Origin of the sequence: Nonomuraea mangrovi, from assembly GCF_042681425.1 — a bacterium.
GTDB classification, from domain to species: Bacteria; Actinomycetota; Actinomycetes; order Streptosporangiales; family Streptosporangiaceae; genus Nonomuraea; species Nonomuraea mangrovi.
The window spans coordinates 1-24,946 of the sequence record NZ_JBHUFV010000007.1; the positions used below are offsets into that span (position 1 = coordinate 1).

The following is a 24,946-nucleotide window of genomic DNA, read 5'->3' on the forward strand; positions in this document are numbered from 1 at the left end:
CATGATCGCGATGGCCTGGGTCTCCCTGGTCGCCGCCCGCTTCCGCACGTCCGCCTGAATCACGCACCACTTCATCCCTGAGGAGAACATCATGAGGAAGATCGTCGCCGGGCTGTTCGTCTCGCTGGACGGCGTCGTGGAGTCGCCAGAGACCTGGCACTTCCCCTACATGAACGAGGAGATGGGCGCAGCGGTCATGGCGATCCAGGCCGAGGCGGACACGCTCCTGCTGGGCCGGGCCACCTACGAGTCCTTCGCCGCGGTCTGGCCCCACCAGACCGGGGAGATGGCCGACCAGCTGAACGGCATCCCCAAGCTGGTCGCCTCCACCACCCTGCAGAAGGCGGAGTGGAACAACTCCACCCTGATCAGCGGAGACGCGATCGACGAGCTGAAGAGGATCAAGCAGCTGCCCGGCAGGAACATCAGCATCACCGGCAGTATCACGCTGACCAGGGCGCTGCTGCGGGCGAGCCTCGTCGACGAGCTCCACCTGATGGTCCACCCGATCGTGCTCGGTACCGGTACCCGGCTGTTCGACGAGAGCACCGGTCGCCTGCCGTTCAAGCTGGTCGATTCGACCACCTTCAAGTCCGGTGTTCTGAACCTCCACTACCGGCCCGCCTGAGAAGGGCGTGGAAAGCCGACGGACACCCCCGAGCCTTGCCGGTTCTCCCGTGCCAGGCGGATGACCGAGACACGCGTCTCCCGCAGCAGACTCCGGTCGGCGTCGCTCGCTGAGGACCATGCGGTGTCGTGTCAGCAGCCGCGTCAGGACGGCGACGGCCCGGTATCAGAGCGGTCGGCGATGGTGGAGACCATCCAGACACCGCGGACAGCAGCAGGACCGCCGTCCACCAGCCGTCCGTTGGCTTGAATGTCAGATTCGAAGGAGCGCACCACCATGTCCGTCACCCTCACCGACCAGGACAAGCTCACCCTGCGGACCGCCGCGTGGGGCGCCGTCTCGCTGATGTCAGCCGCCGGCGCCGCCGGCTCTGCCCACAAGGTCGCCACCCACGGCTCCATCGCCCTGACCTCCGCGACCGGCCTGGTCGGGCACGTGATCACCAAGGCGCCCAAGGGCGTCAAGTACGGCAAGACCGTGGCCGAACTCGCCGACCAGGTGCTGCCGGCCCTGACGGCGGCCATGAGCCTGCTGAAGAAGCAGGATCCGGCAGAGGCCGACAACTTCCGCAGCACCCTCATCGTCGCCATCGAAGCAGGCGCCCAGACCCACCAGGGCGTGCCCAGCCCCACCATGGCCGAGATGGCCCGCAAGATCACCGCAGCCCTCGACGCCGCTTGACGGCATGTCCCGGGGTCCTCTCCGGACCCCGGGACGCGGCGGCCCGCCGGGCCAGGAGGGGCCGAGCCCCGCCCAAGCGGCCACGCCGGCTCGCTCACCGTCCGTGACCCGACCACCGCCCTCGCCCGCGGCGGCGATCTGGTCTCAGGTCAGCGGACGGAGTGCTCGTAGCACAGGCAGCCGACGCCCTTCTCGATCCACTCCCTGCCCTCCCATTCCGGATGCCGTGCGACCATCACGGCCGCGACCTCCTCGACGATCGTCTCCTCGCTCATGGCCGAGCCGCGGCGCAGCCAGGTTTCCTCCCGCAGGACGTGCAGGTAGTCGCGCACATCCTCCAGCAGCCGCGCATCGCCCACATCTCCATGGCCGGGGACCACCACGCGCGGGCGCTCGGCGACCAGCCGCTCCATCACCGCCAGCCAGCGCGTGCCGGAGACATCGATGTCGTGTGGCGGGAACCACGGGAAGATGGCGAACTGCCCCGACTCCACCAGGTCGCCGGTGAACATCACCCCCGCGTCGGGGACCGTGACGATCTGGTCGCCCTTGCTGTGCGCCCGGCCGGTGGCGCGCAACTGGACCGTCCGGCCGCCCAGATCCAGGTCGTAGTCGGTGTCATAGACCAGATCGGGCCGCGCGAGCCGGACACCGTCGAGCCGGCGCGCGACCGCCTCGCCCAGACCCTTGAACATCTCGAGGTAGCCCGGGCCCTTCACCGCAAGGTCCTCGGCCTGCGCCTTGTTGATCAGGAACGTCGCCTCCCCGGCGAACACCTGGGCGCCGAAGGCGTGCTCGGGGTGGAAGTGGGTCGTGGTCAGGTACAGCCTTCGCCCTCTGGCGACCTCGGTGGCGAACTTCAGCACCGCCTCGGCGTTCTCCGGTCCCATCCCGGTCTCCACCACCAGCACGGAGTGGCTGCCGCCGACGATGCCGATGTTGGGCACCAGCTGGACCCCGCGGTTCGGGATCACCACCAGGTCGCGGGCCGCCTCTCGGGCGTCCTCGATCCGGACGACAGGGTCGGGCATCTCATACTCGGTCATCTCCCCAGTGCACCGGTCGTCTGCCCCGGGCGTCCAAGTCCGATCTCGCAACCCCGATACCGGGCAGGTATCGTCCCTGCAAATGGATCTGCGCCTGCTGCGTTACTTTGTGGCGGTTGCCGAGGAGCTGCATTTCGGCCGGGCCGCCCAGCGGTTGCACATGACACAGCCGCCCCTCAGCCGCGCCGTCAGACAGCTGGAGGGAGACCTCGGCGCCGTGCTGCTGGAGAGATCAGCCACAGGTGTCGCGCTCACCCCTGTGGGAGCCGTGCTCCTCAGCGAAGCCCGCGCCTTGCTCGGTCAGGCCGACCAGACCCGCCTCCGAGTCGCCGCCGCGGCCGGCAGCACCGTCCTCACCATCGGCACCCTGGCTGACAGCGCAGAGCAGACCGGGACACAACTGGCCGCCGCCTACCGCGAACGCCATCCCGGCATCCTCATCCAGGTCCGCGAAGCGGACTTCACCGATCCGACCTGCGGGCTGCGCGCCGGGCTCGTCGACGTCGCCCTCACCCGCGAACCGTTCGACGCCGCCGACATCACCACGCACCTCCTGCGCGAGGACCCCGTCGGCGCCGTCCTGCGCACCGACGACCCGCTCGCCCGGCATGGTCACCTGCACCTGCGCGACCTCGAGGACCGTCCCTGGTTCCGCTTCCCGGAAGAGACCGATCCCATCTGGAGCGCCTACTGGCAGGCCACGGACTCCGGGCGCGAGGGTCCCGTGGTGCGGACCGCGCAAGAATGCCTCCAGGCCGTCTTGTGGAACGGCACCGTGGGCCTTACGCCTTTGACCCACACCCTTCCGCAGGACCTCATCGCGGTTCCCGTTCTCGACATGCCGGCCAGCCGCCTCATTCTCGCCTGGAAGAGCACCGACCCGAGCCCACTCGTTCGCTCCTTCGTCCAGATCGCCCGCGCCCAGAGATAAGGGCTGGTACCAACCACGCAGGTCAAAGTCCTGACAGGCGATCCCGGTCTCGCCGGGTCTCCTGAGCGCCGCGCCCATGAACGCCACGCTGGTCATCACGGTGAGGAAGTCGGCCTCCTCCCTGTCCCCCAGCTCGATCACCGGGTTCCCGGCCCGCCGCGCAACCCCCGGCCCGTTTCGGCGAACTGACGTTTCCGGGCGCCGGCACGCGCAATCCATGGAGTGACTCCTGTGGGATGTGGTGTTGGCCAGGACGCTACACCCGCGCTTGCAAGAGTTCAATGAAAGTTTTCGCTCAATCGAGCCCTTCCGTGCCGAAGAGCACGCCGCCTCGCCCGCGTACGCGCATGGGCGCGCGAGGGTAGCCACCCTCGCCCAACTAAACAACTGTTGACATTGATCTTCGCGAAGCACTCAATAGGCCACACAGTTCAACATCTTCCAACGCAGCGCTTCGGCTTCCTCGTCGAAAGGAATCGATTTCAGATGCGCCGTCTCACCCATGCGCTCCTGGCCTTATTGGCTTCGACGCTTGCCGTATCGGCCCTCCCCGGATTACCCGCCGAAGCGGCGGAGCCGTACGTTGTCGAGGCCGAGAGCATGGCGCTGTCCAACTTCACCACGGCCAGCGTGGAGCACACCTTCAACGGCGCGCCGGTCGAGACCGTGAATTACGTCCAGGGCGTTTCCGGCCAGTCGAGCACCGCCACCAAGACATTCAGCGGCGCCACCGGCACCTACGATCTCATCACGCGCTACAACGGCAAAACAGCGGGCGGAGTCACCTACACGCTCGCGGTCAATTCCACCACCGTTGATTCGTGGGCCACGTCACAGCGAAATGGTCGCGACTACACCGATCCCGCGAACATCGACACCCATACCTCGAGCAAAGTCACGCTCAGCAACGGCGACACCGTCAAACTGACGGCCGCGTCCGCCAACGAGACACCGCGCGTCGACAGGATCACGATCCAGGAGTACGTGGGTCCGCCGACCAGCACGCTGAGCATCGATTCGCCGAACGCGGCACTGAACGAGGGCTTCACCTGGGGCAAGAACCGGGCTCTCGGTATGACGTTCTACCCCGGCAACCCGATCATGGGGCACGAACCGGAGTGGTGGCGGCTGAAGGATTCCACGCACACCACGGTGATGCCCGGCTACTGGGGCGCCTATCTGAACCGGGAGTCCTTCTACAACAGGGACATCGCCCATCAGTCGGATGGCGCGCACGCGCTTGGCCTGGACAATGAGACCTACGCCATGCTGAAGACGTTCGCCGGCGACGCCGACGATCCGGGTCAGAACGGCTGGCCGCTATGGGCGCACAGCTCCTACGGCAGGATGTATTACATCGACGGCACGGGATTTCGGGAACTGCCGTCACCGTTCAACGTGATGGTTAAGGCCTACAAGCAGTACCAGTGGACGGGAAACCAGAACTGGATCAACGATCCGACCCTCTCGGCGTACTACGACTCGACCATGGGTTCGTTTCTGACCGACCACAAGGTGACGTGGAACGACGCCAACCCCTCCAGCGAGCAGCCCGTCGCGAAGATGCAGCCTGGCGAATACTCGGCGACATTCTTCGAGTTCCCGAGCGAACATCTCGTCTCCGCCGCCGATGCGCTGGGCTACCAGTACCAGTCGATGCTCGCGTATTCGGCGATCCTGAAGGAAAAGGGCGACAACGCCAACAGCACGAAGTGGGCCGACCGCGCCCAGCGGGTACGCGACCACTTCGAGACGAACTGGTGGGACTCGGCGACCAACCGCTACATCCGCGGCAAGGACGCCGATGGCAAGGGTTACAGCAGTTGGGGGCATGAGGCCAGCTTCCTGATGATGTTGACCGGGCTGGGCGACCACGGCGCCAGGACCAGCGACTACCTGGACTTCATCGCCGCCAACGACGACGACCTGAATGTCGAGGCGACCTCCTATCTGCCGGAGATGTACTACCAGTACAACCGGCCTTCACAGGGTTGGGCGTGGCTCAAGAAGCTCATGGCCGACAAGAACGGATATCCGGAAATCTCGTTCGTGGTGGTCAGCAGCACCATCGACGGCATGATGGGCGTGCAGCCGGACGCCCCGCACAACAAGGTGGCCACCGTCCCACGGTTGACCCCTGAGGTGCCGTGGGTGGAAATCAACCACCTCAAGGTCGGCGGCAACGACCTCAAGCTCAAGCACACCGGCACGACGGCCTCCACGCTGACCAACAACTCCGGCTCCACCATCACCTGGGAGGCCCAGTTCTACGGGACCCTCTCCACGATCAGCGTGAACGGCACACCGCGAACGCCGCAGACCAAGTCGCTGTACGGCCGGACGGTTTCGTACGTGACGGTGCCCGTGACCGCCGGCGCGTCGGTGACCGCGACCGCCGGAAGCACAGGGGGTGACACCACGGCCCCCACCGCGCCGACCCACCTCGCGGCGAGCAAGGTGACCTCGAACAGCGTGGATCTGAACTGGACGGCGTCGACTGACGACGTCGGCGTGACCGGCTACAGCATCTACCGCGGCACCACGCTGATCGGTTCGTCGACGGGCACGAGCTTCACGGCGACCGGGCTTTCCGCCTCGACGCCGTACACGTTCACGGTGAAGGCGAAGGACGCGGCCGACAACGACTCCGCGGCCGGCGACGCGGTCAACGTCACCACCGCCGTCAGCGGAAACGGGCAGACAGCCGATCTGAGCGATCTCACCTGGGTCAATGCCGTGAGCGACTTCGGCACCGTTCAGAAGAACAGAAGCGTCGGATCCAACCCCATCAAACTGGCCGGGACCGCCTACGCCAAGGGCATCGGCACGCACGCCAACAGCGCCATCACCTACACCTTGAACGGAGGGTACGCGAGGTTCCAGGCGGAGGTCGGCGTGGACGACGAGATCTCCGCAAACGCGACGGTCAGGTTCCAGGTCTGGGGCGACGGCGCCAAGCTGTACGAGAGCCCGTCGGTCCTGACGGCGTCGAGCCCGTCCCAGTCCATCGACGTGAGTATCGCCGGGGTGACCTCGCTGGTGCTGAAGGTGACGGATGCGGGAGACGGGATCAACAGCGACCACGCCGACTGGGCGAACGCTCGACTCGTCGCTGCGGACACCCAGGCGCCGACGGCGCCGACCAACCTGGCGTCGAGCAACGTCACGTCGAGCAGTGCCCAGCTGAGCTGGACGGCGCCGACCGACAACGTCGGGGTGACGGGCTACGACATCTACCGCGGGACGGCGCTGGCCGGCTCGTCCACGAGCACGAGCTTCACAGCGACCGGGCTGTCGGCTGCGACGTCGTACACCTTCACGGTGAAGGCGAAGGACGCCGCCGGGAACGTGTCGGGTGCCAGCAACGCGGTCACGGTCACCACCTCCGGCGGCGCTGCGGTGTTCCTCAGCGATCTGAACTGGACCGGTGCTCCCACCATCGGGTGGGGCACCCTGCACAAGGACCGGAGCGTCGACGGGCGCACCATCACCCTGAACGGGACCACGTACGCCAAGGGGATAGGTACGCATGCCACGAGCAGCATCACCTACTCCCTGAACGGTGCCTATTCCCGGTTCCGATCAGATGTCGGGGTCGATGACGAGGTCGGCGCGAATGCGACGGTCACGTTCGAGGTCTGGGGCGACGGCGTCAAGCTGTACGAGAGTCCGTCGGCTATGACTCCGTCCAGCGCGGCAGCCTCCATCGACGTCAGCGTGGCCGGGGTGTCCTCGCTGGTGCTGAAGGTGACGGATGCGGGAGACGGGATCAACAGCGACCACGCCGACTGGGCGGGAGCGAAGCTGATGTCGTAGTGCGCCAGACCAGCAGGGAACTGGGGCTGCGGGAACGACGAAGGGTGTCGATGATCCGTTGGTGAAGACAGACATCAACACCCTTCTCGCCGCACTGCCCGTGAAGATCGACGACTGGCTCGGCGAAGAGCCCCGCACCGGCCGGCCACCGACGAAACGGTCCGGTTGCGGGTCCGACCCCGCCTCAGGAAGCCGCTACCCGGACGCCACGACCTGGCCGGCCGTGACCTGAGGAGGGTTCGGAAGCAGGGAGGCGAGATGCTCCCGCACGAAGTCCCCAGCCCTTCTGGTGGATTCCTCGGCTCCGGCTTGATCGTCAAAGACGCTGGTGGAAAGCATCACCCCATCCCCAGCGTCGACCCAGTAGTAAGCCACGAACCCGGGGACCTGGCTGATGAGCGGCACGAACCCCTCGCTCACCCGGCGTCCCGCCTCGGCGGGATCGGTTACCCCCTCGTAGCGCCGAACCGTTGCGTACATAGCTGACCTCCTCCCTGGGCCCAAGATCGCCCATGCGGGAGGACATACCCTCACCGTGCGTCCTTCGAGGCCAAGGGTCTGTAAATTGAACAACCCGGCGGGGCCGCGCGGGGCGGCCGCGACCGCGGCCGGAACTCATCTATCGCACGACACATGCCTTGTGGATGTCGGCGGGGAGCACCGGCTTGCCGTCCACCGGCGGTGTCGGGCCGTCGGGCTCGGGCTGGATCCCGCCGGCGGCGATCTCGTCCAGCGCGGCCAGGCCGGGGCCGTCCACCGTACCGAAGATCGTGTAGTTGGGGCGCAGGCCTGAATCCCCGTAGACCAGGAAGAACTGGCTGCCGTTGGTGTCCGGCCCGGCGTTGGCCATGGCCAGCACCCCGCGCGCGTAGGTCTTGCGCTCGCCCGTCGGGTCGCCCGGCCACGGCGGCAGGTCGGTGGGTAGCTCGTCCTTGTAGCGGTACCCCGGCCCGCCCTCGCCGGTGAAGCTCGGGTCACCGCACTGGAGCACCTTGAGCCGATCGTAGGCGGTCAGCCGGTGGCAGGACGTCTGGTCGTAGAACCCGTGCCGGATGAGGTGCACGAAGCTCTGTACGGTGCACGGCGCCTTCCCCGGATCCAGCGTGAGCCCGATGTCGCCGTGGTTGGTCTTGAGCACCGCCGACACCGGGCGAGTCGGCGTCCTCCGGGGATCGGGCGGCAGCGGCACCTTCCGGACAGCCGGGTCGTCGGGCGTCTCGGTGTACCCGCACGGGCCGTGCGTCGTCCTGGGCGGCCGGCGGCTGCCGTCCGCGTACGCCGGCATCGTGGCGAACGCGACGAGCGAACCGGCCGTGACCACGGACGCGGTGAGTCGTAAGAGGCTGCTGCTGGACATGACGCCCTCCGGGGGTGATCGACAGGCTTCCTGACATCTAGTCGATCAATCGGATACCGTCAAGAGTCAACCAACCTCCGCGAAGCGAACGCTTCATGAGGGGCGGCGCCGTGCTGACCGCGTTGGCCCTGCTCAGCGACGGCGGGGGCGCCGAGGGCACGAAGACGCCGGCGAGCACCTCGCCGTGAACGCCGAGCCCGCTGTCCTTCGTACCGAGCGGGTCGAGCAGGCGCTCGCGGACGTGCTCGCCGGCCTGATCCTCAGTACACCTCGATCCTGTTGGCGTTGATGTCGTCCAGCAGGCGGATGCTCCTGCTGTACCGCTCGGCGGTGCCGGAGTCGACCGGCAGCTCGGCCGTGCCCTGGGCGTAGAGCACCGCGGCGCGCACGGTGCCGGGGCTGGAGCTGATCGCGGTGTCGGCGTTGACGCGCCTGGTGGCCAGGTTGAAGTACGTGCCCAGGAGGTGCTCGGTGAGCACGCTCTTCGGCGCGTTGTCGCCCTTGAACGCCATCGTGATCTCGGCGGCGTTCAGCGCCCCGCTCCGGTCGGTGTCGTAGCGCTGGTCGGTGGCCTGGATACGGGCCAGGAACTCGGCCGTCCACTGGTTGGCGTGGTTCTTCCAGAAGCCCTTGGAGCGCGGGTCGCGGGTGGGCGCCACGACCGTGACCGTGGTGGTCGCCGAGGCGGTGACCGGGGTGAAGGTGCACCCGCCGCCGGCGTTCTTGTAGCTGACGGACACGTCGCTGGTGTAGGTCGTGCCCGCCGGGGCCAGCAGCGTCGGCCGCGCGGTGAAGACGATCGCGCGGTCGCCGGACCTGGCAGGGACGGCGCCCACGTTCCAGACCAGGGTCCTGGTGCCGTCGTCGTCGAGCGTCACCGAGTCGGGTCGGGGGCCCGTGCCCAGGTCGAGCGCCTGGCTGTAGTAGACACCGGCGGGGAGCGTGGCGGTGACGACGGTGCCGGACGCGGCGCCGCCGCCCGTGTTCGCGTAGGTGACGGTGTAGGTGACGGCCTCGCCGGCGTTGACCGTAGGGGTCGCGGTCTGGTTCACGGTCAGGACCGGGGCGCGGACCGTGGTGGTGGCGCGGTCGGTGTTGTCGTCGGTGTGCGGGTCGGGGATGCCGTCGGTGTCCTTGCCGGTGACCGTGGCGGTGTTGGTGAGCACGGTGCCATCGGTCGTGGCACAGGGGATGCGGTAGGTGAACGCGGGTGTGACGGTGTGGACGCCGCCGTCGGCCAGGTCGGGGAGCGAGCGGTGGTGCACGGTGCCGTCGGGCAGGGTGTCGGTCACCGAGACGGCGGTGGCGGGGCCGGGGCCGAGGTCGGTGACGGACACCGTGTAGGTCAGGGTGTCGCCGCCGGCGGCCTCGGTCTGGTCGGCGGTCTTGGTGAGCTTGAGGTCGGCCTTCTGGAACCTGGCGCGGAGCGTCTCCGCGGTCAGTTCCTGCGGCAGGTCGCGACGCGCGCCGTCGGCGAAGTACTTGGCGTTGAGGCGGGGGTTGTACTGGATGTTGGCCCAGTCGTCGAAGCCGTGCAGGTCCTCCAGGGCTTCATCGGGGCACTCGGGCAGGATGCGGGTGATGTTGGCGGGGGTGTCGCCCTGTCTTGTGCCGTTTCCGTTCCAGTCGATGAATCCGTTGGTGGCGGTCACTGTTCCGGGCTTGCCGCCGACGCCGTACACGATCTGGCGATCGGGGCTCGCGTACACCCCGAAGTTCTCGTTGAGATGGTCCTCCTGCAGGGGTACGCCGAGGGCCGTGCCCCTGGCGGCGCTGCTGTAGTCCAGCGGCCGGATGAGGTCGTAGTCCTGGAACTGGTAGGAGTAGTTCATCACGCTGAGGTAGTTGGGTTTGCAGTTGACCTTTTCGTCGCCGCCATGGCCCAGGCCCAGCGTGTGTCCCAGCTCGTGCATGAAGGTGGACTTCTCGGCGTTCGCCCGCCCGCCCAGTCGCCCGAAGTCCTCGGAGGTGAACACGCCCATCGTGACGACGAAGTCGTTGCCGCCCCTGGGGCTGGTGGATTCCCACTCGGCTATGCCCGACCCGCCGGTCTTCCCCTCCTCGTCCTCGACGAGGTCACCGAAGATCATGTAGCGGTACACCATGCTCTTGGCCTTCAGGATGTTCGCGCAGTTAGGGCTGGAGCGGTCGGCGGCGGTGCCGAAGGCGCCCGCACAGGTGCTGTTCCGCGTGCCGTTCTTGATGAAGCTGAAGTTGTCCGGATTCCCGTCGTTGTCCGGGATGAACTTGAGCACGGGCACATGCGGCAGTTCCTCGTCGATGTCCAGCACGTGGAGCCCGACGCCCAGGTACTTGCCGCCCTGGTACCGATCGACCGGTGCACGGTCGAACGCCTCGACGACGTCCAGGAGGCCCAGGTAGTCGGGCCGGAACCCCCTCATGTAGTCGACCTCGACGAACAGGTCCTTCCGGTACGGCAGGGCGTTGTACGGCGGGTCCCCCAGCGGCAGGTCCACCGTGCCGTCGTTGTCGACGTCGTACCCCAGGCCGGGTGTCTCCCAGGCGTTCTGGATGCCGTCGCCGTCGCTGTCGCCGCCCGCGTTCCTGGCCAGGTCGAGGCAGTGCGGGGTGGTGATGGTGAAGTAGCCGCGGGCCGAGTCGACGCCGACGGCCTCGCTCTGCCCCGTCAGGGACAGGATGCCCGCCCCCTGCTGGGCGGTCAGGCCGCCGCCGGTGAATACGCACGTGTTCAGGTCGAACGTGATGTCCAGGTCGTCCCCGGGCGCGCCCCAGTCGATGGGGTCGTCAGGGGTCGCGTCGTCCTGGTCCCACAGTTCCAGGTGGATGTCGATGGGGTTGTGGGTGCTGTCGACCTTCTCGCTGTGGATCCAGTTGGTCCTGAAGTCGGATCCGTGGGCGCAGCAGAAGTCGTCCTTGCCGTCGAAGTTCTTGCCGTCGATCCGGAACTTCGGGTAGTAATCGTTCGGGCACGACTCGCCTGCCCCCTCGCCGCACTCCACCTCGACCACCCGGTACAGGTGAACGGTGACCGTCACATCCTCGGCCTGGGCCGCAGTGGGCGCGAGATACGCCAGCACCACGACCAACGCGACCAGCGATCGAGCCAACCATCTCATTTCGCGGTCCCCTCCGAACGATCCGGATCCCGATGATCGCCCGAACGGATCCATGTGGCATGAGTAGCCCCATACTCAATCGCCGAAGCCTCAGAATCGGGTGTGTGGACCTCCTCGGCAAGCGCGAGAAACCATCTCCGGGTCACTACGACGGGTTCATCTCCTACAGCCGAGCCGCCGACGGCCGCCTCGGCCCCGCCCTGCGCGACGCCCTCCATCAGTTCGCCCGCCCCTGGTACCGGCTGCGCGCCCTGCGCGTCTTCTGCGACGCCCGCAGTCTGTCCGCCTCGCCGGGCCTGTGGACGACGATCGAGGCCGCGCTGGACGCGTCACGCTGCTTCATCCTGCTGGCCTCGCCCGACTCGGCGCGCTCCGTCTGGGTCCGGCGGGAGGTCGAGCTCTGGCGGTCGCGCGCGGCGGAACGGCCCATGCTCATCGTGCTCACCGACGGCGAGATCGTCTGGGACCACAAGGCGGGGCGATTCGACGAGACCCTGACCACGGCCCTGCCCGAGCCGCTGCTCGGGGGCTTCACCGAGGTCCCGCTCTGGGTGGACCTGCGTTCGATCCGCACCCAGACCGACCTGTCCCTCGGCAACCCCGCCTTCCTCGACACCGTCGCGACGCTCGCCTCCGCCCTGCACCATCGCCCCAAGGACGAACTCGTCGGCGAGGACGTCCGCCAGCACCGGCGGGCCCGGCGGTTCCGGCGGTTCTCCTGGACGGGACTGTCCCTCCTCACCGCGGCGGCGGTCGTCAGCGCGGTGGTCGCGGTCGACTCGGCCAACCTCGCGCGGGCGCAGCGGGACAGGGCGGAGACGCAACACAGGAAGGCCGTGTCCAGCCTGCTGGTCACGCGGCGGGACCAGGTCGGTGACGACGATCCGGTGGTGGCCGGGCTCCTGGCCGCCGCGGCCTGGCGTTTCGAGCCGACCTACGAGGCCCGCCACGGCATGCTCGCCTCCCTGGCGACGCCCTCCCTGGGTGTCCTGGACGGCCTCGGCGACACCAGGGCGCTCGGCCCGGACGGCAGGCTCCTGGCCGGCGACGACCGGACCATGCGCCTGTGGGACCCGGTGACCCGCGGGTGGATCGGAAGCCCGTTCACCGCGGATTTCAGGTTGGCGAAGTTCAGCCAGGACGGCCGGACCCTGGTCACCCTCGGGGACGACGGAATCGTCCGGCTACGGGACACGGCGACCTGGCGGCCGATCGGGACCCCTTTCACCGGCCTGCGCGACGTCGTGGCCTTGGAGCTGAGCCCGGATGGCGAGACCCTGGTCACCGTCGCGTTCGACGAGAAGATCCGGCGGTGGGACACGGCGACCCGTCGGCAGATCGGAGCGCCGCTCACCGGCCACACCGATGACGTCGAGTCCCTGCGGATCAGCCCGGACGGTACGACCCTCGCCAGCGCGGGTCGCGACGGGGCCCGGCTGTGGAACCTCGCCACCGGGAAGGGGAAGCCGCTCAGCGGCCTCACCGGCACGATCCGGTCGGTCGCGTTCAACCCGGATGGCAAGACTCTCGCCACGGGAGGCGATGACGGGGACGTCCGGCTGTGGGACTCCACCACGGGAAACCCGGTCAAAGGCCCGCTGAGCGGTCATGACGGCCCCGTCAGCGCCATCGCGTTCAGCCCGGACGGCGAGACCCTGGCCACTGGGGGCTGGGACCAGACCGTCCGGCTGTGGGACCCGGCGACCGGTCGGCCCGTCGGGGACACGCTCACCGGCCACACCTCCATCGTCTCGGCGGTGGCCTTCAGCCCGGACGGCAGGACCCTGGTCACCACCAGCAGGGACAGAACGGTCAGACTGTGGGATCCGGCGGCGCGGCGGCCGGTAGGAGACCCGCTCAAGGGCCACACCAAGGAGGTCACGCCGCTGCTGTTCAGCCCGGACGGCAAGACGCTGATCAGCAGCGGTCAGGAGGAGACCGTCCGGCTGTGGGATCCCGGGACCGGCCGGCACCTCGGCAAGCCGATCGGGACCCCCAACGTCCACGGCAACTCCGCCTGGCCCATGGCGCTCAGCGCGGACGGCGAGACCTTGGTCATCGCCGATCCCGACGGCGAGGTCCAGCCGTGGAGCGTGGCGGACAGGCAGCCGATGGGAGATCCGATCAAGGTCGAGCACAGGGTCTATTCGGTGGCGTTCAGCCCGGATGACGAGACCCTGGCCGTCGGCGGCGGCAAGGGGATCGTCTCGCTGTGGAATCCGGCCACCCGGCGACCGATCGGGGAGCCGCTCCGGGCCGGGACCGGCCCCGTAGGGGCGGTCGTCTACAGCCGGGACGGCAGGACCCTGGCCACCATCAGCGACGGAACCATCCGGCTGTGGGACACGGCGACCCGGCGGCAGATCGGGAACCCCATGGAGGGCATCACCTCGATGGTGTTCAGCCCGGACGGAAAGCTCCTGGCCGCCCTCGGTGAGGACGAGACCACCCGCCTGTGGGACACCCAGACCCAGCAGCCGTCGGGAGATCCGATCAAGGGCCATGGCGCGGTGGCGTTCAGCCCCGACGGCCGGACCCTGGCCACCGACGGCGAGGACTGGGGCGTCCAACTGTGGGACGTGCGGACCAGGAGGCCGATCGGCGGCCCGCTCAAGGGCCACACCGACGACGTCGTGGCGCTGGCGTTCAGCCCCGACGGCCAGACCCTGGCCAGCTCCGACGGCGCCGGAACCATCCTGCTGTGGAAGCCGGGCATCCCATCGGACCCGCGCACAGCGGTCTGCGCGATGGCGGGCCGTTCTCTCTCCCAGGAGGAGTGGACCCGCTACCTCCCATCCGGAGAGCCCTTCCAGAAGATCTGCTGAAGCCCTCCAGGCCGAACCGTCGCGGCCGCACACCAGGAGAGGCCTGCAAGTCGGACGACCTGGGTGGATGGGATCGTCGGCAGGCGCGGTCCCCCCCGCGAGGCGAGGGGAGACCCCGGGCAACTCCTAGGCTGTCTTGTGCGCCGGCTCCAGGCCTGCGAGGAGGTTGAAGGCGCCGGTCAGCAGGTTGAGGGTGACGAGGCCGACGATCTCCGCGATGACGCGGTCGCTCCAGCCATGCGCCCGCAACTCCGCGACATCCTCGTCCGCCAGGGTGGACGGCTCCGCCAGCACCCGTACCGCCACCGCGATGAGAGCCGCCTCACGGGCGTCGGCGGAGGTCCCCTGGCGGGCGAGAACGATGTCGGTCTCGCTCAGGCCCGCCGCGCGCCCGGCCTCGGTGTGCGCGTCGAGGCAGTACGCGCAACCGATCCATTCCTGTACGGCGAGCGAGATCTTCTCGCTGAGAGCCTGCGGCAGCTTCGTCCGCCTCATGGCCCGGGAGAACTCCAGGTATCCCTGCAGCAGCGCCGGCGAGTGCGCCATGGTGGACACCATCTCGCCCACGCTGCCTCTCCTGCCGATGATGTCGTTCAGCAGTTCGCCGGACTTCTGTGGTGCCTTCTCCGGGTCCAGTGCCGCCAGACGTCGCATATGCCCTCCTTGGCGTACATGCCGCGCTTTACTATACCCCCGTACCGTATATGATGCCGGAGTGACTTCACCAGATCGACGGCTCACCGAGCACCTCTCCCGCTGGCTGGGAGGCTGGCCGGCCACGACCGAACTCGACATCGTCCCCGAGCCTGGGCGGGCACGCCCCGGCTGGGACGGCGAGATCCATCCCGTCCTGGGCGTGACCGGCCCGCGGAGCGGCGTCCTCTCGGTGCCGCCGGAGCACGCCGAGTCGATCGCGGAGCAGTACGCCAAGAACCGGGACATGGCGCGCTTCGGTCCCCTGGTCCCTGCGCTGGCCGGCTTTCCCGAGCGTGGGTGGTTCACCGCCGTCTACCGCTGGACCACGCGGCCCGCCCCTCTGGCCGACGCCGGTGTGTGGATTTCCGCGCAGCACCCCGATGTCCCTGCCTGGCTGCGACCTTTCAACGGAGAGGTCCTGGTCGCCCACGACCCGGAGAACGGCGATCACCTGGCCGGCGTGGGGATCAAACGGCACGACGACTACGGGCACGAACTCGCCGTCGTGACCGCGCCCCGCGCTCGCGGCCGCGGCCTGGCCCGCAGGCTCGTCGCACAGGCGGCCCGACGCGTTCTGGACGAGGGCGGCATCCCCACCTATATGCACACCCCGGACAACCTCGCCTCCGCCGCCGTGGCCGACGCGACCGGTTTCCGTGATTTCGGCTGGACCGCCTTCGGCGTCACCGAGAAGGCGGCGGCGCGGAAAGGCGTGGACCCGGCACAGTGACCTGGCGCGGCCTGCCAATGGTTCTTCGCGTCCCTCAATCCTTGGTTCCGAAAAGGGTGGAGCCGGAGATCTCAGGAGGTTGAGGAATTCCTGGCCGCGCTGGACAGGCATGATGGCGAGGGTGACCAGCGCGGGAAGGTACCAATCGGGGAGCATGCTTTCGAGAGCGCCATCGTCGTTGAGCGATCGGGAAGGAGCTACTCGCGCGAGGGTTCGAGGAGCTCGACCTCCACCGGATCTATGCCACCTGTGACCCGCGCAACGTCGGATCGGCTCGGGTGCTCGGTAAGCTCGGCATGACGTGGGAGGGACGGCATCGTCACACCACGTTGATCCGGGATGGCTGGCGAGACTCCGAGCTGTTCAGCATCCTCGAAGACGAGTGGCGCGCGATCCAGAGGGTCACGTGAAGGTCCCGCGACGCCGCACAGGGGGTCGACCGGCCACATGCGCCACCGAGCGGCGCGAACCGTCACGGCGCTGTGCGGGCGGAAGCGTCGAACGACGTCACGGCAGCGGCGGTCCGGCCGACGGCAGGCACTCGCGCAGGCCCGCGATCAGCTCGCGCAACGCGTGGTCGAAGGCGTGCTCCGGCGGTGTCGCGTAGCCGATGAGCACGCCGAGCGGCGCTTCCTCCGGCCGGCCGTAGAACATGGACAGCGCGTCGACGGCGACGCCCCGGCCGGCCAGGTGGGCCAGCAGCTCCGCCTCCGCCATACCGGTGCCCGGCAGGTGAAGGACGGCGTGCAGACCTGCGGCGATCCCTGACAGTCGCGCGTGCGGCAGCCGCCGTTCGACGGCCGTGCCGAGCCGGTCCCTACGCCGCCGGTACCGGACGCGGCAGCGGCGCAGATGCCGGTCGAGCTCGCCGGTCCTGATGAGGTGCGCCAGCGCGAGCTGGTCGATGACGCCGACGTAGCCCTCGTCCCAGTGCATCGAGCGCCGCACCAGAGGAAGCAGGTCGTCCGGCACGGCGATCCAGGCGATGCGCAGGCCGGGGGCGACCATCTTGCTGGCCGTACCCGCGTACACGACCCGATCGGGAGCGAGCCCTTGCAGGGCGCCGACCGGCTGCCGGTCGTAGCGGAACTCCCCGTCGTAGTCGTCCTCGATCACGAAGCCGCCGGTGCGCCTGGCCCAGGCCAGCAGCCGCGCGCGCCGGGAGGGGCTGAGCGTGACGCCGAGGGGGTACTGGTGCGCGGGCGTGACGGCGACGGCCGCCTCCCCGCCCAGCCCGGCCACCGCCAGGCCCTCCCCGTCGACAGGGATGCGACGGACCTCCAGCCCGTGCTGGGCGGCGAGGCGGGGGTAGTCGGGCTCGGAGGGGTTCTCGACGGCGATCGATGTCGCGCCGCTGTCGGCGAGCGTCCGGAAGACGAGCCGCAGCGCGTGTGCGTACCCCGCACACACGATGATGTGGTCGGGTGTGGTCAGCACGCCTCTGGCCCGGCCGAGATACTCCGCGAGCACGCGTCGGAGCTCGGCGCTGCCGGTCGGGTCACCGTAGCCGAAGGCGGTGTTGGGTGCGCCCCGCAGGACGTGGCGGGTCGCGGCCAGCCACTCACGCCTGGGGAAGGTCGACAGGTCCGGCAGGCCCGAGCGCAGGTCGACCCCGGGTACCGGCGGCAGGGTGGTGCGCGGGGGCGGCATGCTCGTACGGCGCGGCGCGGCGGGGTGGTCGGCCACCCACACCCCCGATCGGGGACGCGCGAGGTCAGGTAACCCTCGGCGACCAGCTGGTCGTAGGCCTGGGTGACGGTGCCGCGGGCCACGTTCAGGTCTCTGGCCAGGGCGCGCGAGGACGGCAGCGGCGTGCCGGGCGCGAGCCGGCCCTCGCGTACCGCGTCGCGCAGCGCGTGCTCGAGGCCCGCCCGCAGGCCGTGCGAGGGAGCGAGCCGCAGATGGAGGTCCAGCCCCAATCTGGACCACTGACTCTCCATGGAACTGGACTATATCTCTGGGCCAGGCTCTTCCTAGGTTGGTGGTCATGAGACACATCGCCCTGGCCATCGGCCTCACGATCGGTACCCTCGGCCCCGCTCCGGTCGAACCCGAGCGGCCTGCGCGGACGAGCCCACGGTGGCGGCGGTCGCGCGGTCCCGTCACCGACCCGCGGTCGGGAGTCGAGCCCGCCCAGCCCGCCGGCGGGCCGTGAGCGCGCCGGTGGACTGATGCGCGCCGAGCGGCCGGAGACCGCGCCTTCAGCGACGAAGCCGGGGCATGAGGTGACAGCCCTCTCCGGACGCCGGTTACTCCGTTTTAACACCTGATCCAGCAGCCTCTCTTCGCGGATGGCCGGGGCGCGCCCGGCCCCGACCACGAAGGAGAACATCCGGATGAACGGGTTCCAACCGTCCCGCCGTTCCGCGCTCGGGCTGCTGGGCGTCGCCCCTCTTGCCACCAGTGGCGTGCTGATGACATCCGGTACGGCTCACGCCGACCGCATACCGAAGGACGCTCGTCCCGGTGGGGCCTACGATCGGTTCCTCGCGAAGCTGGCCGACGACGACGAGTTCTCCGGCACCGTCCTGCTGGCCCACCGCGGCCGTACCGTCCTGGCCCGGGCCTACGGGATGGCCGACAAGGAGAAGAAGATCCCCAACAGGATCGACACCGTCTACAACCTCGCCTCCGCCTCCAAGCCGTTCACCGCGCTGGCGGTCGTCCAGCTCGCCCAAGAACGCAAGATCAGATTCCATGAGAAGCTGGGCACCTACCTGGACGGGCTCCCCGACGAGATCGCCGGCACCGTCACCGTGCACCATCTGCTCACCCACACCGGGGGCATGGGCGATCCCACCCGGCCAGGGGACACCCCGCCACCGCAGAAGGTCGTCAAGAGCATCGAGGAGCAGCAGGCCGACCTCAGGAAGCGGATGCGCGAGCAGCGGCTCGAGTTCACCCCCGGCTCCAGGCACGCCTACAGCAGCATGGGCATGGAGGTTCTCGGCGAGATCGTGGCCAAGGTGTCAGGCAAGACCTTCTGGGACTACGTCCACGACCACATCCTCGTCCCGGCAGGGATGACCCGCTCCGGCTACTTCACCAGGCCGCAGTGGCTGAGCGACGAGCGCATCGCCCACCCGTACATGTACCAGTCGGACGGCAGCCGGGTCGACGCCGTGCGCAACCTGGACAAGGGCGCCGTGCTGGGCGGCGCGCCAGGATCCAACGCGGCGCGCGCGTTCATCGGGAACGGAGGCGGCGGCGGGTTCGCCACGGCGCCTGACCTGGTCCGCTTCGCGCTGGCTCTGCAGGGCGGCAAGCTGCTCAGCCGCCCCTACACCGAGCTGTTCCAGAGCGGAAAGGTTCCCATGACCCCGCGGCCGCAGGCCGGCGACCCCCAGCCCGCGCTGCAGGAGGCGTTCCAGGGGTACGGCGTGACCGCGCCCATCTTCAACGGCCAGCGGATGATCGGGCACGGCGGCGGCATCGGGGGCGGCAACACCAACTGGTCGGTCTACCTCGACAGCGACTGGATCGGGATCATCCTGTGCAACTACGACCTGGACATCCAGCCGATCATCACGAGAGAACGGCACGCCGTCACCGGACTCTGAGTGCCCGTGCCCCGTTCGCGCTCGTGAACCCCACCCTGGCGGCCACCGCGCTGACCCCACGATCCAGCGGCTCCAGGGACTGGTTGAGGCGCCGCGTCCACTGGTAAGGCTGCGGGTCCGCGGTGCCGCTGCCCCGACGGCGCCATCGGGGCAGCGGCCCTGCCTGGACGGCTCAGCCGTCGGGTCAGGCGCCGTCGATCAGGCGGATGGCGATGGCGGGGCTGAACTGGCCGGCGGGCGTGTTGGGGGCGATGCCGCAGTTGCCGTCGGAGTCGCCGGGGATCTTCACCCACAGCAGCATCTCGGTGCCACCGCCACCACCGAGCTGGGTGAGGGCGCCGAGCTTGCGGCCGGCCGGGTTGCACCACTGGCCGTTGGAGCCGTTGCCGTTGCGGCTGGTGTCGATCACCCACGTGGCGCCGCCGCCCAGAGACGAACTGACAGAGGAGGCGTAGGTGGCCGACTGGGCGGTCGGGTAGTAGTTGGAGACGTTCACCGCGAAGCCGCGAACGTCTCCCACGCCCGCGTTCTTGAGCCGCGTCGCCATCGTCCCTGCCGCTACCCAGCCGGCGTTGCCGGCATCGAGGTAAGCCCAGGAGTTGGGGGCCTTGTCGCGGAACTGCTGGGTGGCGTACGTCAGCATGCGGTTGCGCGCCTGGATGGCCGCGTCGTTCATGCAGCCGAAGTCGCCGAGAGAATCGGGCTCGATGATGACGACCGCGGGGCGGTCGCCGATGCCGGAGGCGAACGCGGTGATCCACGTCTTGTACGCCGACTCGCTGCCTGCCCCGCCACCGGAGTGCCCGCCACAGGCGTCGCGGCCGGGGATGTTGTACGCCACCAGGACGGGGAGCTTGTCGGCGGAGTCCGCGGCGCTGACATACGTGGAGACGGCGGCGCGGACGTCGCCGCTCCAGCCTCCGAACCAGCGGGCCATCGGCTTGGACGAGATGGATGACCTGATGCGCGCCGCCCGGGGGTCACCGGGGTTGTCCCGCACCCAGGTCGCCGGGTTGGAGTTCGGGTCGACGTAGAAGCCGTTGGTCATGCCGACCGGCCCGGACCCCGGCTGCTCGGGCTTCGGCGAGGTGGTGGGCGTGGGCGAAGGCTTCGGTGACGTGGTGGCCGTCGGCGAAGGCTTCGGCGAGGTGGTAACCGTCGGCGAAGGCTTCGGCGACGTGGGAGCCGTCGGTGACGGGGACGGCGATGACGTCCTCTCGGTCAGCGAGACGTCGTCCAGGGAGAAGCGGAAGCCGGCGTTCTTGCCGAGCTGGAATGACACCTGCCCGGCCGACGTGCTGAGGCTGGAGGTGAACGGGAAGCTGAAGCGCTTCCTCGTCGTGGTGAGAGAGATCGTCCTGGTCAGGGTGTTGGTGTACGGGGAATCCGCGAGCTGGACGGTGGTGACCGCGGTGACCGGGGCGGATGCCGAGGCGTCGAACGACAGCGTGTACGAGGTGCCCTTGATCAGGGGGATGTCGTTCTGGGCCACCATGGCGTCCCACGGGTTGGCGGTGCCGCCCTTCACGGTCACCCACAGCCGCTCCGCGTCCACGGCCATCGAGGTGTTCGCCGACTTCCACCAGGGCGCGGTGCCGCTGGTGAACGTGCCGTTGACCACCAGTTGGGGCGCTGCTGCGGCGGAGGGTGCGGCGACCATCGACAACGCTGTCACCACCGAGGCCGTGACTGCCATCACGCGGGATAACGATCGCACGTCATGCGTCCCTTCTAGGCATCCGAAACCATGGGGTGATCCAATCTCACAGAGATTCGCCACTTTCGTGACCATTTGCGGAAAACCGGAGCGCCGGATGAAGGAGGCGTGCCGGGCCCCGTCGCCGTCGCCGGCCAGCCCCGTGACCACCTGAACAAGGAGGTCGTGCGATCGCCTACTCGAAGAGGGACGTGTCCCCGGTTCCCCGGCGAAGGATCTCAGGCTCGCCCTGCGAGAAGTCGACGACCGTCGTCGGGGTGGCGCCGCACTCACCGGAGTCGATGACGGCGTCCACCGCGTGGTCGAGCCTCTCCTTGATCTCCCAGCCCTGCGTCAATGGCTCGGTCTCATCGGGCAGCAGCAGGGTGCTCGACACCAGCGGTTCGCCGAACTCGGCCAACAGTGCCTGCGTGACGACGTGATCGGGGATGCGGACGCCGACCGTCTTCTTCCGGGGATGCAGCAACCGCCGCGGCACCTCCTTGGTCGCGGGCAGGATGAACGTGTAACCGCCGGGGGTCGCCGCCTTGACCGAGCGGAACTGCGCATTGCTGACATGCACGAACTGGCCGAACTGGGCGAAGTCCCTGCATACCAGGGTGAAGTGATGGTCACTGCCGAGGCTGCGGATCTCCCTGATCCGGTCGATGCCCTCCTTGTTGCCCAGCCGGCATCCCAGCGCGTAGCACGAGTCCGTCGGGTACGCGATCAGCCCGTCCGCATGCAGAAGCTCGACCACCTGGCTGATCAGCCGAGGCTGAGGACTGTCCGGATGCACATCGAAGTACTTCGCCACACCCAGAGCTTAGAAGCGAACACTCCACCGCATGACACACGACCTCGCGACGGCGGCCCGGAGGTACCGGACGCGGTGAAGCCTTCGTCGAGGCGGCGGGAACCCGGCGGCAACGGCCCCTGAGGAGCTCAAGGCGAGTCGAGGATCTTTGGTAGGGTCCGAGTCATGCCCGGATGGAGGATGCTCGGCACCTTTGCCGTGAGTCTCCTCCTCTTCTCCGCGAACACGCGACTCGACGCCGCGCTGCCGGATTTCCCGCTCGACGCCCCGGTGGATTCCGCCCTGACCAACTGGCCGATCTACGCCTATGTGCTGGCCTTCGCGGGTGTGCTGATCCCCCTGAAAGCTCGCGTGAAGGTCCTGCTGTCCGGGCTGGCCGGTTTCGGCCTCGCCTCTCTGCTGTGCGCCTTCGCCTCCGACATGCTGACCGGTGACCTGGACGTTCCCGGCGGCGTGCTGATCGGCGGCCGGGCCGTGCAGGGACTGTCGGCCGCGATCGCGGTCCGGGCGGGCTACGGGCTCGTCCTCGCCGCCTTCCCCGCGCAGGCGTGGAAGGCGGTCGTGATGCCGACAGCGGCGATCCTCGTGGGCGTGGGTCTGGGTCCGGTGCCGGTGGCCGCCGTCGACGACCACCTCTCCTATGGCTGGATCTTCCTGATCGACGCACTGCTGTCCGTCATGCTCGTGGCGGCGGTCATGGTCTTCACGCCCCGCTCCGAGCGAGGACCCGCCCTCCGGGAACCCGATCGGCTGGATCCGGCCTAGCCGGTACGGCCGCCGCCGAGCCGACCGGTTGCCCCAGCGGGAGCATCCTCGTGTCGGGGAGTGGAGCGAGCATCGGGCCAGGTCCAGACTGTCCGCCTGAGACCGGGTACCGCGTGCAGGCGGCCGATGGCTGTACGAGATGCCGTCCCCGCTGGCCGATCTTGGGAGGCGGACGTTCATGGGTGAGCGTGGTCACCTGGCTCTTCGAGTGCTGCGCGGCGTGGCACTGACCGTCGCGGGTTTCGCGCTCCCCACGGCAGGGGTGTGGCTCGGCCATCACACCGGCATGTGGGGGCTCGGGGTGAGCATGTGCACGCTGGGCGGCGGTCCGTTACGACCCGGAGGGGCGCACTTCCGCGGTGATGACCGACTGGGAGTACTACCACCGCACCCAGAGGCTGCCGGTGCTGCCGTGGTTCCTCGCGGGGCTGGTGGCGGTGACGGTGCTCTCGTGGGCGCTGGCCGTCGCGTCCTCGCGCTCGGCAGGGAAAGGCGGCCCTGGCCGGAGCGCTCGACCAGGACCGCCCCAGAGCACGACCTAAGTCGTTCGGGGCGATGTGACCTGCGAGCCGGGCTCTCGAAGCTCCCCTTCACGCCACGTGCTGTATGCGGTGCTGAAGCTGGCGGTCAGCTGGGTCACCTCGTCGAGCTTGAAGTGCCAGGCGAGCTCGAATCTCGCCGGTCTGTTCTGCCCGTCCAGCGTCAGCTGCCAGGACAGGCTGGTCCTGTCGAGCTCCTGTTCGGTCCGCTCGGGGCCGCCCAGCGCGCTGATCTGCCGCCGGAGCGACGCCGGCGCCTTCGAGGTGACCAGCGCGCCCGAATAGCGTCGGCCCGCCGCCTTCACGTTCTCGGTCAGCCTGGCCAGATCGATGATGACGCCCACCGCGCCCATGGCACGCGGGCACCGGGCCTCCGGCATGATCGGCTCTTTCGACGGGTCGGTCACCTCCTTGCCGTCGACGTACTCGGCGTCCGCGAGGACCACGCGCCTGGTCAGCTCGATGTGCTCGGCGGTGACGGTCATGTCCATGCGGGTGTCCAGCGATGACACCGCGTCGTGATCGTAGGACAGCTGTCCTTTCGCCTTCGTGGCCCAGGTGCCCTGGGGCATGAAGGCCTCGAAGGAGAAGTCGGCCATGGGCGTCGCACCGACGGCGCTCGCCAGCGCGATAGGGAGGTCGTCGGGCGTCGGTGGTGCCGCCGGCCCTGTCGTGGTGGGTGTCGGCGAACCGGTGAATCCTCCCACCGGCACGTTCGAGCGGCCGGTCGCGCCTCGCCACAACACCACGCCCGTGGCGGCCGCCGCCGCCGCGACCGCTCCCCCTGCCGCCAGCAGCGCCCGCCGCGAGATCCCGCCGGACCCGCGCTCCGCCGTCGGGCGTTCGCGCACAGAACCACCGGCCTGTACGGCACCGCCGTGGGCCGCCTCGGCCCCCTGACGCAGGGCGGCGTCCTCCTGATCGGGCGCCCGCTCGCCGAGCAGCACCAGCAGCAGGTCACGGGCCGACGGCCGGTGCGCGGGATCCTTGGCGAGGCAGCGGGCGACGATCCCGCGCAGTGGTTCCGTCAGCACGCCCAGGTCCGGCTCGCTGTGCAGGATGCGGTAGGCGGTCGCGGCGAAGGTGTCGCTGCCGAACGGTGGCCGCCCATTGGCGGCGTAGACCATGGTCGAACCCCACGCGAACACATCGGACGCCGGGCCCACCGGCCGGCCGCTGAACTGCTCGGGCGCCATGTACGGCGGCGTGCCCGACGTACTGTCCTTGGTGGCGGTGAGGTCGACCAGCCGGGCGATGCCGAAGTCGATCACGCGTGGCCCGTCGGGGCCGATGAGCACGTTGGCCGGTTTGAAGTCGCGGTGGACGACGCCCGCCCGGTGGATGGCGGCCAGCGCGGTGGCGGTGCCGATGGCCAGCCGGGTCAGCGCCGCCCCGCGCATCGGGGCGATCGCCGCCAGCGCAGGGCCGTCGATGTACTCGCTGGCCACGTAGGGCGGCCGGTGGTCGAGGTCGGCTCGCAGGACGCGGGCCGTGCAGAACTCGTCCACCTGACGGGCGGCGGCGATCTCGCGGGCGAAGGCGCGGTCGATCCCGTCGTTCATGACCTTGACGGCGGCGAGCCCACCATGCTCGTCCTGCCCCAGGTAGACCGTGCCCTGCCCACCCTGCCCTAGCTGGCGGATGATGCGGTAGGGGCCGATGTCCACGCACGCCTCACATGATCGAAATACCGTCGAATCACCCACCGGGCGCCCTCGCGCGGCGGTACCGCTCCCCCCTGGGCGATCATCGGCTCGCCGG

21 protein-coding genes and 1 pseudogene are annotated in these 24,946 nt (G+C 69.1%); 12 read left to right on the forward strand and 10 right to left on the reverse strand.

Annotated features, from left to right (window positions below):
• Positions 1–91 precede the first annotated feature (91 nt).
• Positions 92–628 (forward strand): dihydrofolate reductase family protein, encoded by a 537-nt coding sequence (locus ACFSKW_RS05485; RefSeq protein WP_379569799.1) that lies wholly within the window; start codon positions 92–94, stop codon positions 626–628.
• Between the two features lie 143 nt (positions 629–771).
• On the opposite strand, the gene ACFSKW_RS05490 is transcribed toward ACFSKW_RS05485, so the two are convergent.
• Positions 772–906: a hypothetical protein gene (locus ACFSKW_RS05490; protein WP_379569801.1), complete on the reverse strand. Its 135-nt coding sequence runs from the start codon at positions 904–906 to the stop codon at positions 772–774.
• Here ACFSKW_RS05490 and ACFSKW_RS05495 point away from each other — a divergent pair.
• Positions 905–1,309, forward strand: a complete 405-nt coding sequence (locus ACFSKW_RS05495) for a hypothetical protein (RefSeq protein WP_379569803.1) — start codon at positions 905–907, stop codon at positions 1,307–1,309. The two genes, ACFSKW_RS05490 and ACFSKW_RS05495, sit on opposite strands and share 2 nt — an antisense overlap.
• A gap of 149 nt (positions 1,310–1,458) precedes the next feature.
• On the opposite strand, the gene ACFSKW_RS05500 is transcribed toward ACFSKW_RS05495, so the two are convergent.
• The gene (locus ACFSKW_RS05500) at positions 1,459–2,355 is read right to left on the reverse strand and encodes an MBL fold metallo-hydrolase (RefSeq protein WP_379569805.1); all 897 of its coding nucleotides are present in this window, start codon (positions 2,353–2,355) and stop codon (positions 1,459–1,461) included.
• A gap of 82 nt (positions 2,356–2,437) precedes the next feature.
• On the opposite strand from ACFSKW_RS05500, the gene ACFSKW_RS05505 reads away from it, so the two are divergent.
• The 3 genes from ACFSKW_RS05505 to ACFSKW_RS05515 all read left to right on the forward strand — a co-directional run bounded on the left by ACFSKW_RS05505 (position 2,438) and on the right by ACFSKW_RS05515 (position 7,334).
• Entirely contained in the window at positions 2,438–3,286 is an 849-nt protein-coding gene (locus ACFSKW_RS05505; RefSeq protein WP_379569807.1) for a LysR family transcriptional regulator, read from the forward strand.
• A 486-nt stretch (positions 3,287–3,772) separates the two neighbouring features.
• Positions 3,773–7,102: an NPCBM/NEW2 domain-containing protein gene (locus tag ACFSKW_RS05510; protein ID WP_379569809.1), complete on the forward strand. Its 3,330-nt coding sequence runs from the start codon at positions 3,773–3,775 to the stop codon at positions 7,100–7,102.
• A gap of 61 nt (positions 7,103–7,163) precedes the next feature.
• Positions 7,164–7,334 (forward strand): hypothetical protein, encoded by a 171-nt coding sequence (locus ACFSKW_RS05515; RefSeq protein ID WP_379569811.1) that lies wholly within the window; start codon positions 7,164–7,166, stop codon positions 7,332–7,334.
• A gap of 387 nt (positions 7,335–7,721) precedes the next feature.
• On the opposite strand, the gene ACFSKW_RS05520 is transcribed toward ACFSKW_RS05515, so the two are convergent.
• A complete protein-coding gene (locus tag ACFSKW_RS05520) occupies positions 7,722–8,459 on the reverse strand; it encodes a peptidylprolyl isomerase (protein WP_379569813.1) in 738 nt (245 codons plus the stop codon).
• Between the two features lie 260 nt (positions 8,460–8,719).
• Complete coding sequence (locus ACFSKW_RS05525; protein WP_379569815.1) at positions 8,720–11,557, reverse strand: DUF7507 domain-containing protein; 2,838 nt, start codon at positions 11,555–11,557, stop codon at positions 8,720–8,722.
• A 104-nt stretch (positions 11,558–11,661) separates the two neighbouring features.
• Here ACFSKW_RS05525 and ACFSKW_RS05530 point away from each other — a divergent pair, with 104 nt between their 5' ends.
• A complete protein-coding gene (locus ACFSKW_RS05530; RefSeq protein ID WP_379569817.1) occupies positions 11,662–14,382 on the forward strand; it encodes a WD40 domain-containing protein in 2,721 nt (906 codons plus the stop codon).
• 126 nt (positions 14,383–14,508) lie between these two features.
• Here ACFSKW_RS05530 and ACFSKW_RS05535 read toward each other — a convergent pair whose 3' ends face one another.
• Positions 14,509–15,036: a carboxymuconolactone decarboxylase family protein gene (locus ACFSKW_RS05535; protein ID WP_379569819.1), complete on the reverse strand. Its 528-nt coding sequence runs from the start codon at positions 15,034–15,036 to the stop codon at positions 14,509–14,511.
• Positions 15,037–15,097: 61 nt separating this feature from the next.
• Between ACFSKW_RS05535 and ACFSKW_RS05540 the strand changes: the two genes are divergently transcribed.
• Positions 15,098–15,808: a GNAT family N-acetyltransferase gene (locus ACFSKW_RS05540; RefSeq protein ID WP_379569821.1), complete on the forward strand. Its 711-nt coding sequence runs from the start codon at positions 15,098–15,100 to the stop codon at positions 15,806–15,808.
• A 185-nt stretch (positions 15,809–15,993) separates the two neighbouring features.
• Entirely contained in the window at positions 15,994–16,218 is a 225-nt protein-coding gene (locus ACFSKW_RS05545; protein WP_379570141.1) for a GNAT family N-acetyltransferase, read from the forward strand.
• A 97-nt stretch (positions 16,219–16,315) separates the two neighbouring features.
• Here the strand turns inward: ACFSKW_RS05545 and ACFSKW_RS05550 are convergent, their stop codons facing one another.
• Positions 16,316–17,494, reverse strand: coding sequence for an aminotransferase-like domain-containing protein (locus ACFSKW_RS05550; RefSeq protein ID WP_379569823.1), 1,179 nt, complete (start codon positions 17,492–17,494; stop codon positions 16,316–16,318).
• 80 nt (positions 17,495–17,574) lie between these two features.
• A pseudogene (locus tag ACFSKW_RS05555) lies at positions 17,575–17,748 on the reverse strand (GntR family transcriptional regulator); the annotation flags it as partial.
• A gap of 47 nt (positions 17,749–17,795) precedes the next feature.
• Between ACFSKW_RS05555 and ACFSKW_RS05560 the strand changes: the two are divergent.
• Together ACFSKW_RS05560 and ACFSKW_RS05565 are read left to right on the forward strand one after the other, a co-directional pair.
• A complete protein-coding gene (locus ACFSKW_RS05560; protein WP_379569825.1) occupies positions 17,796–17,963 on the forward strand; it encodes a hypothetical protein in 168 nt (55 codons plus the stop codon).
• Between the two features lie 181 nt (positions 17,964–18,144).
• Positions 18,145–19,368 carry a serine hydrolase domain-containing protein gene (locus ACFSKW_RS05565; RefSeq protein WP_379569827.1) on the forward strand — a complete coding sequence of 408 codons (1,224 nt, stop codon included), beginning with the start codon at positions 18,145–18,147 and terminating at the stop codon, positions 19,366–19,368.
• Positions 19,369–19,552: 184 nt separating this feature from the next.
• Here ACFSKW_RS05565 and ACFSKW_RS05570 read toward each other — a convergent pair whose 3' ends face one another.
• Both ACFSKW_RS05570 and ACFSKW_RS05575 read right to left on the reverse strand, forming a co-directional pair.
• Complete coding sequence (locus ACFSKW_RS05570) at positions 19,553–21,064, reverse strand: glycoside hydrolase family 6 protein (RefSeq protein ID WP_379570143.1); 1,512 nt, start codon at positions 21,062–21,064, stop codon at positions 19,553–19,555.
• A gap of 196 nt (positions 21,065–21,260) precedes the next feature.
• A complete protein-coding gene (locus ACFSKW_RS05575) occupies positions 21,261–21,881 on the reverse strand; it encodes an L-threonylcarbamoyladenylate synthase (protein WP_379569829.1) in 621 nt (206 codons plus the stop codon).
• A 165-nt stretch (positions 21,882–22,046) separates the two neighbouring features.
• Between ACFSKW_RS05575 and ACFSKW_RS05580 the strand changes: the two genes are divergently transcribed.
• Positions 22,047–22,646, forward strand: coding sequence for an MFS transporter (locus ACFSKW_RS05580; protein ID WP_379569831.1), 600 nt, complete (start codon positions 22,047–22,049; stop codon positions 22,644–22,646).
• Between the two features lie 362 nt (positions 22,647–23,008).
• A complete protein-coding gene (locus ACFSKW_RS05585; RefSeq protein ID WP_379569833.1) occupies positions 23,009–23,188 on the forward strand; it encodes a hypothetical protein in 180 nt (59 codons plus the stop codon).
• Here ACFSKW_RS05585 and ACFSKW_RS05590 read toward each other — a convergent pair.
• A complete protein-coding gene (locus ACFSKW_RS05590; protein WP_379569835.1) occupies positions 23,185–24,852 on the reverse strand; it encodes a serine/threonine-protein kinase in 1,668 nt (555 codons plus the stop codon). The genes ACFSKW_RS05585 and ACFSKW_RS05590 overlap by 4 nt on opposite strands.
• Between the last annotated feature and the right edge of the window lie 94 nt (positions 24,853–24,946).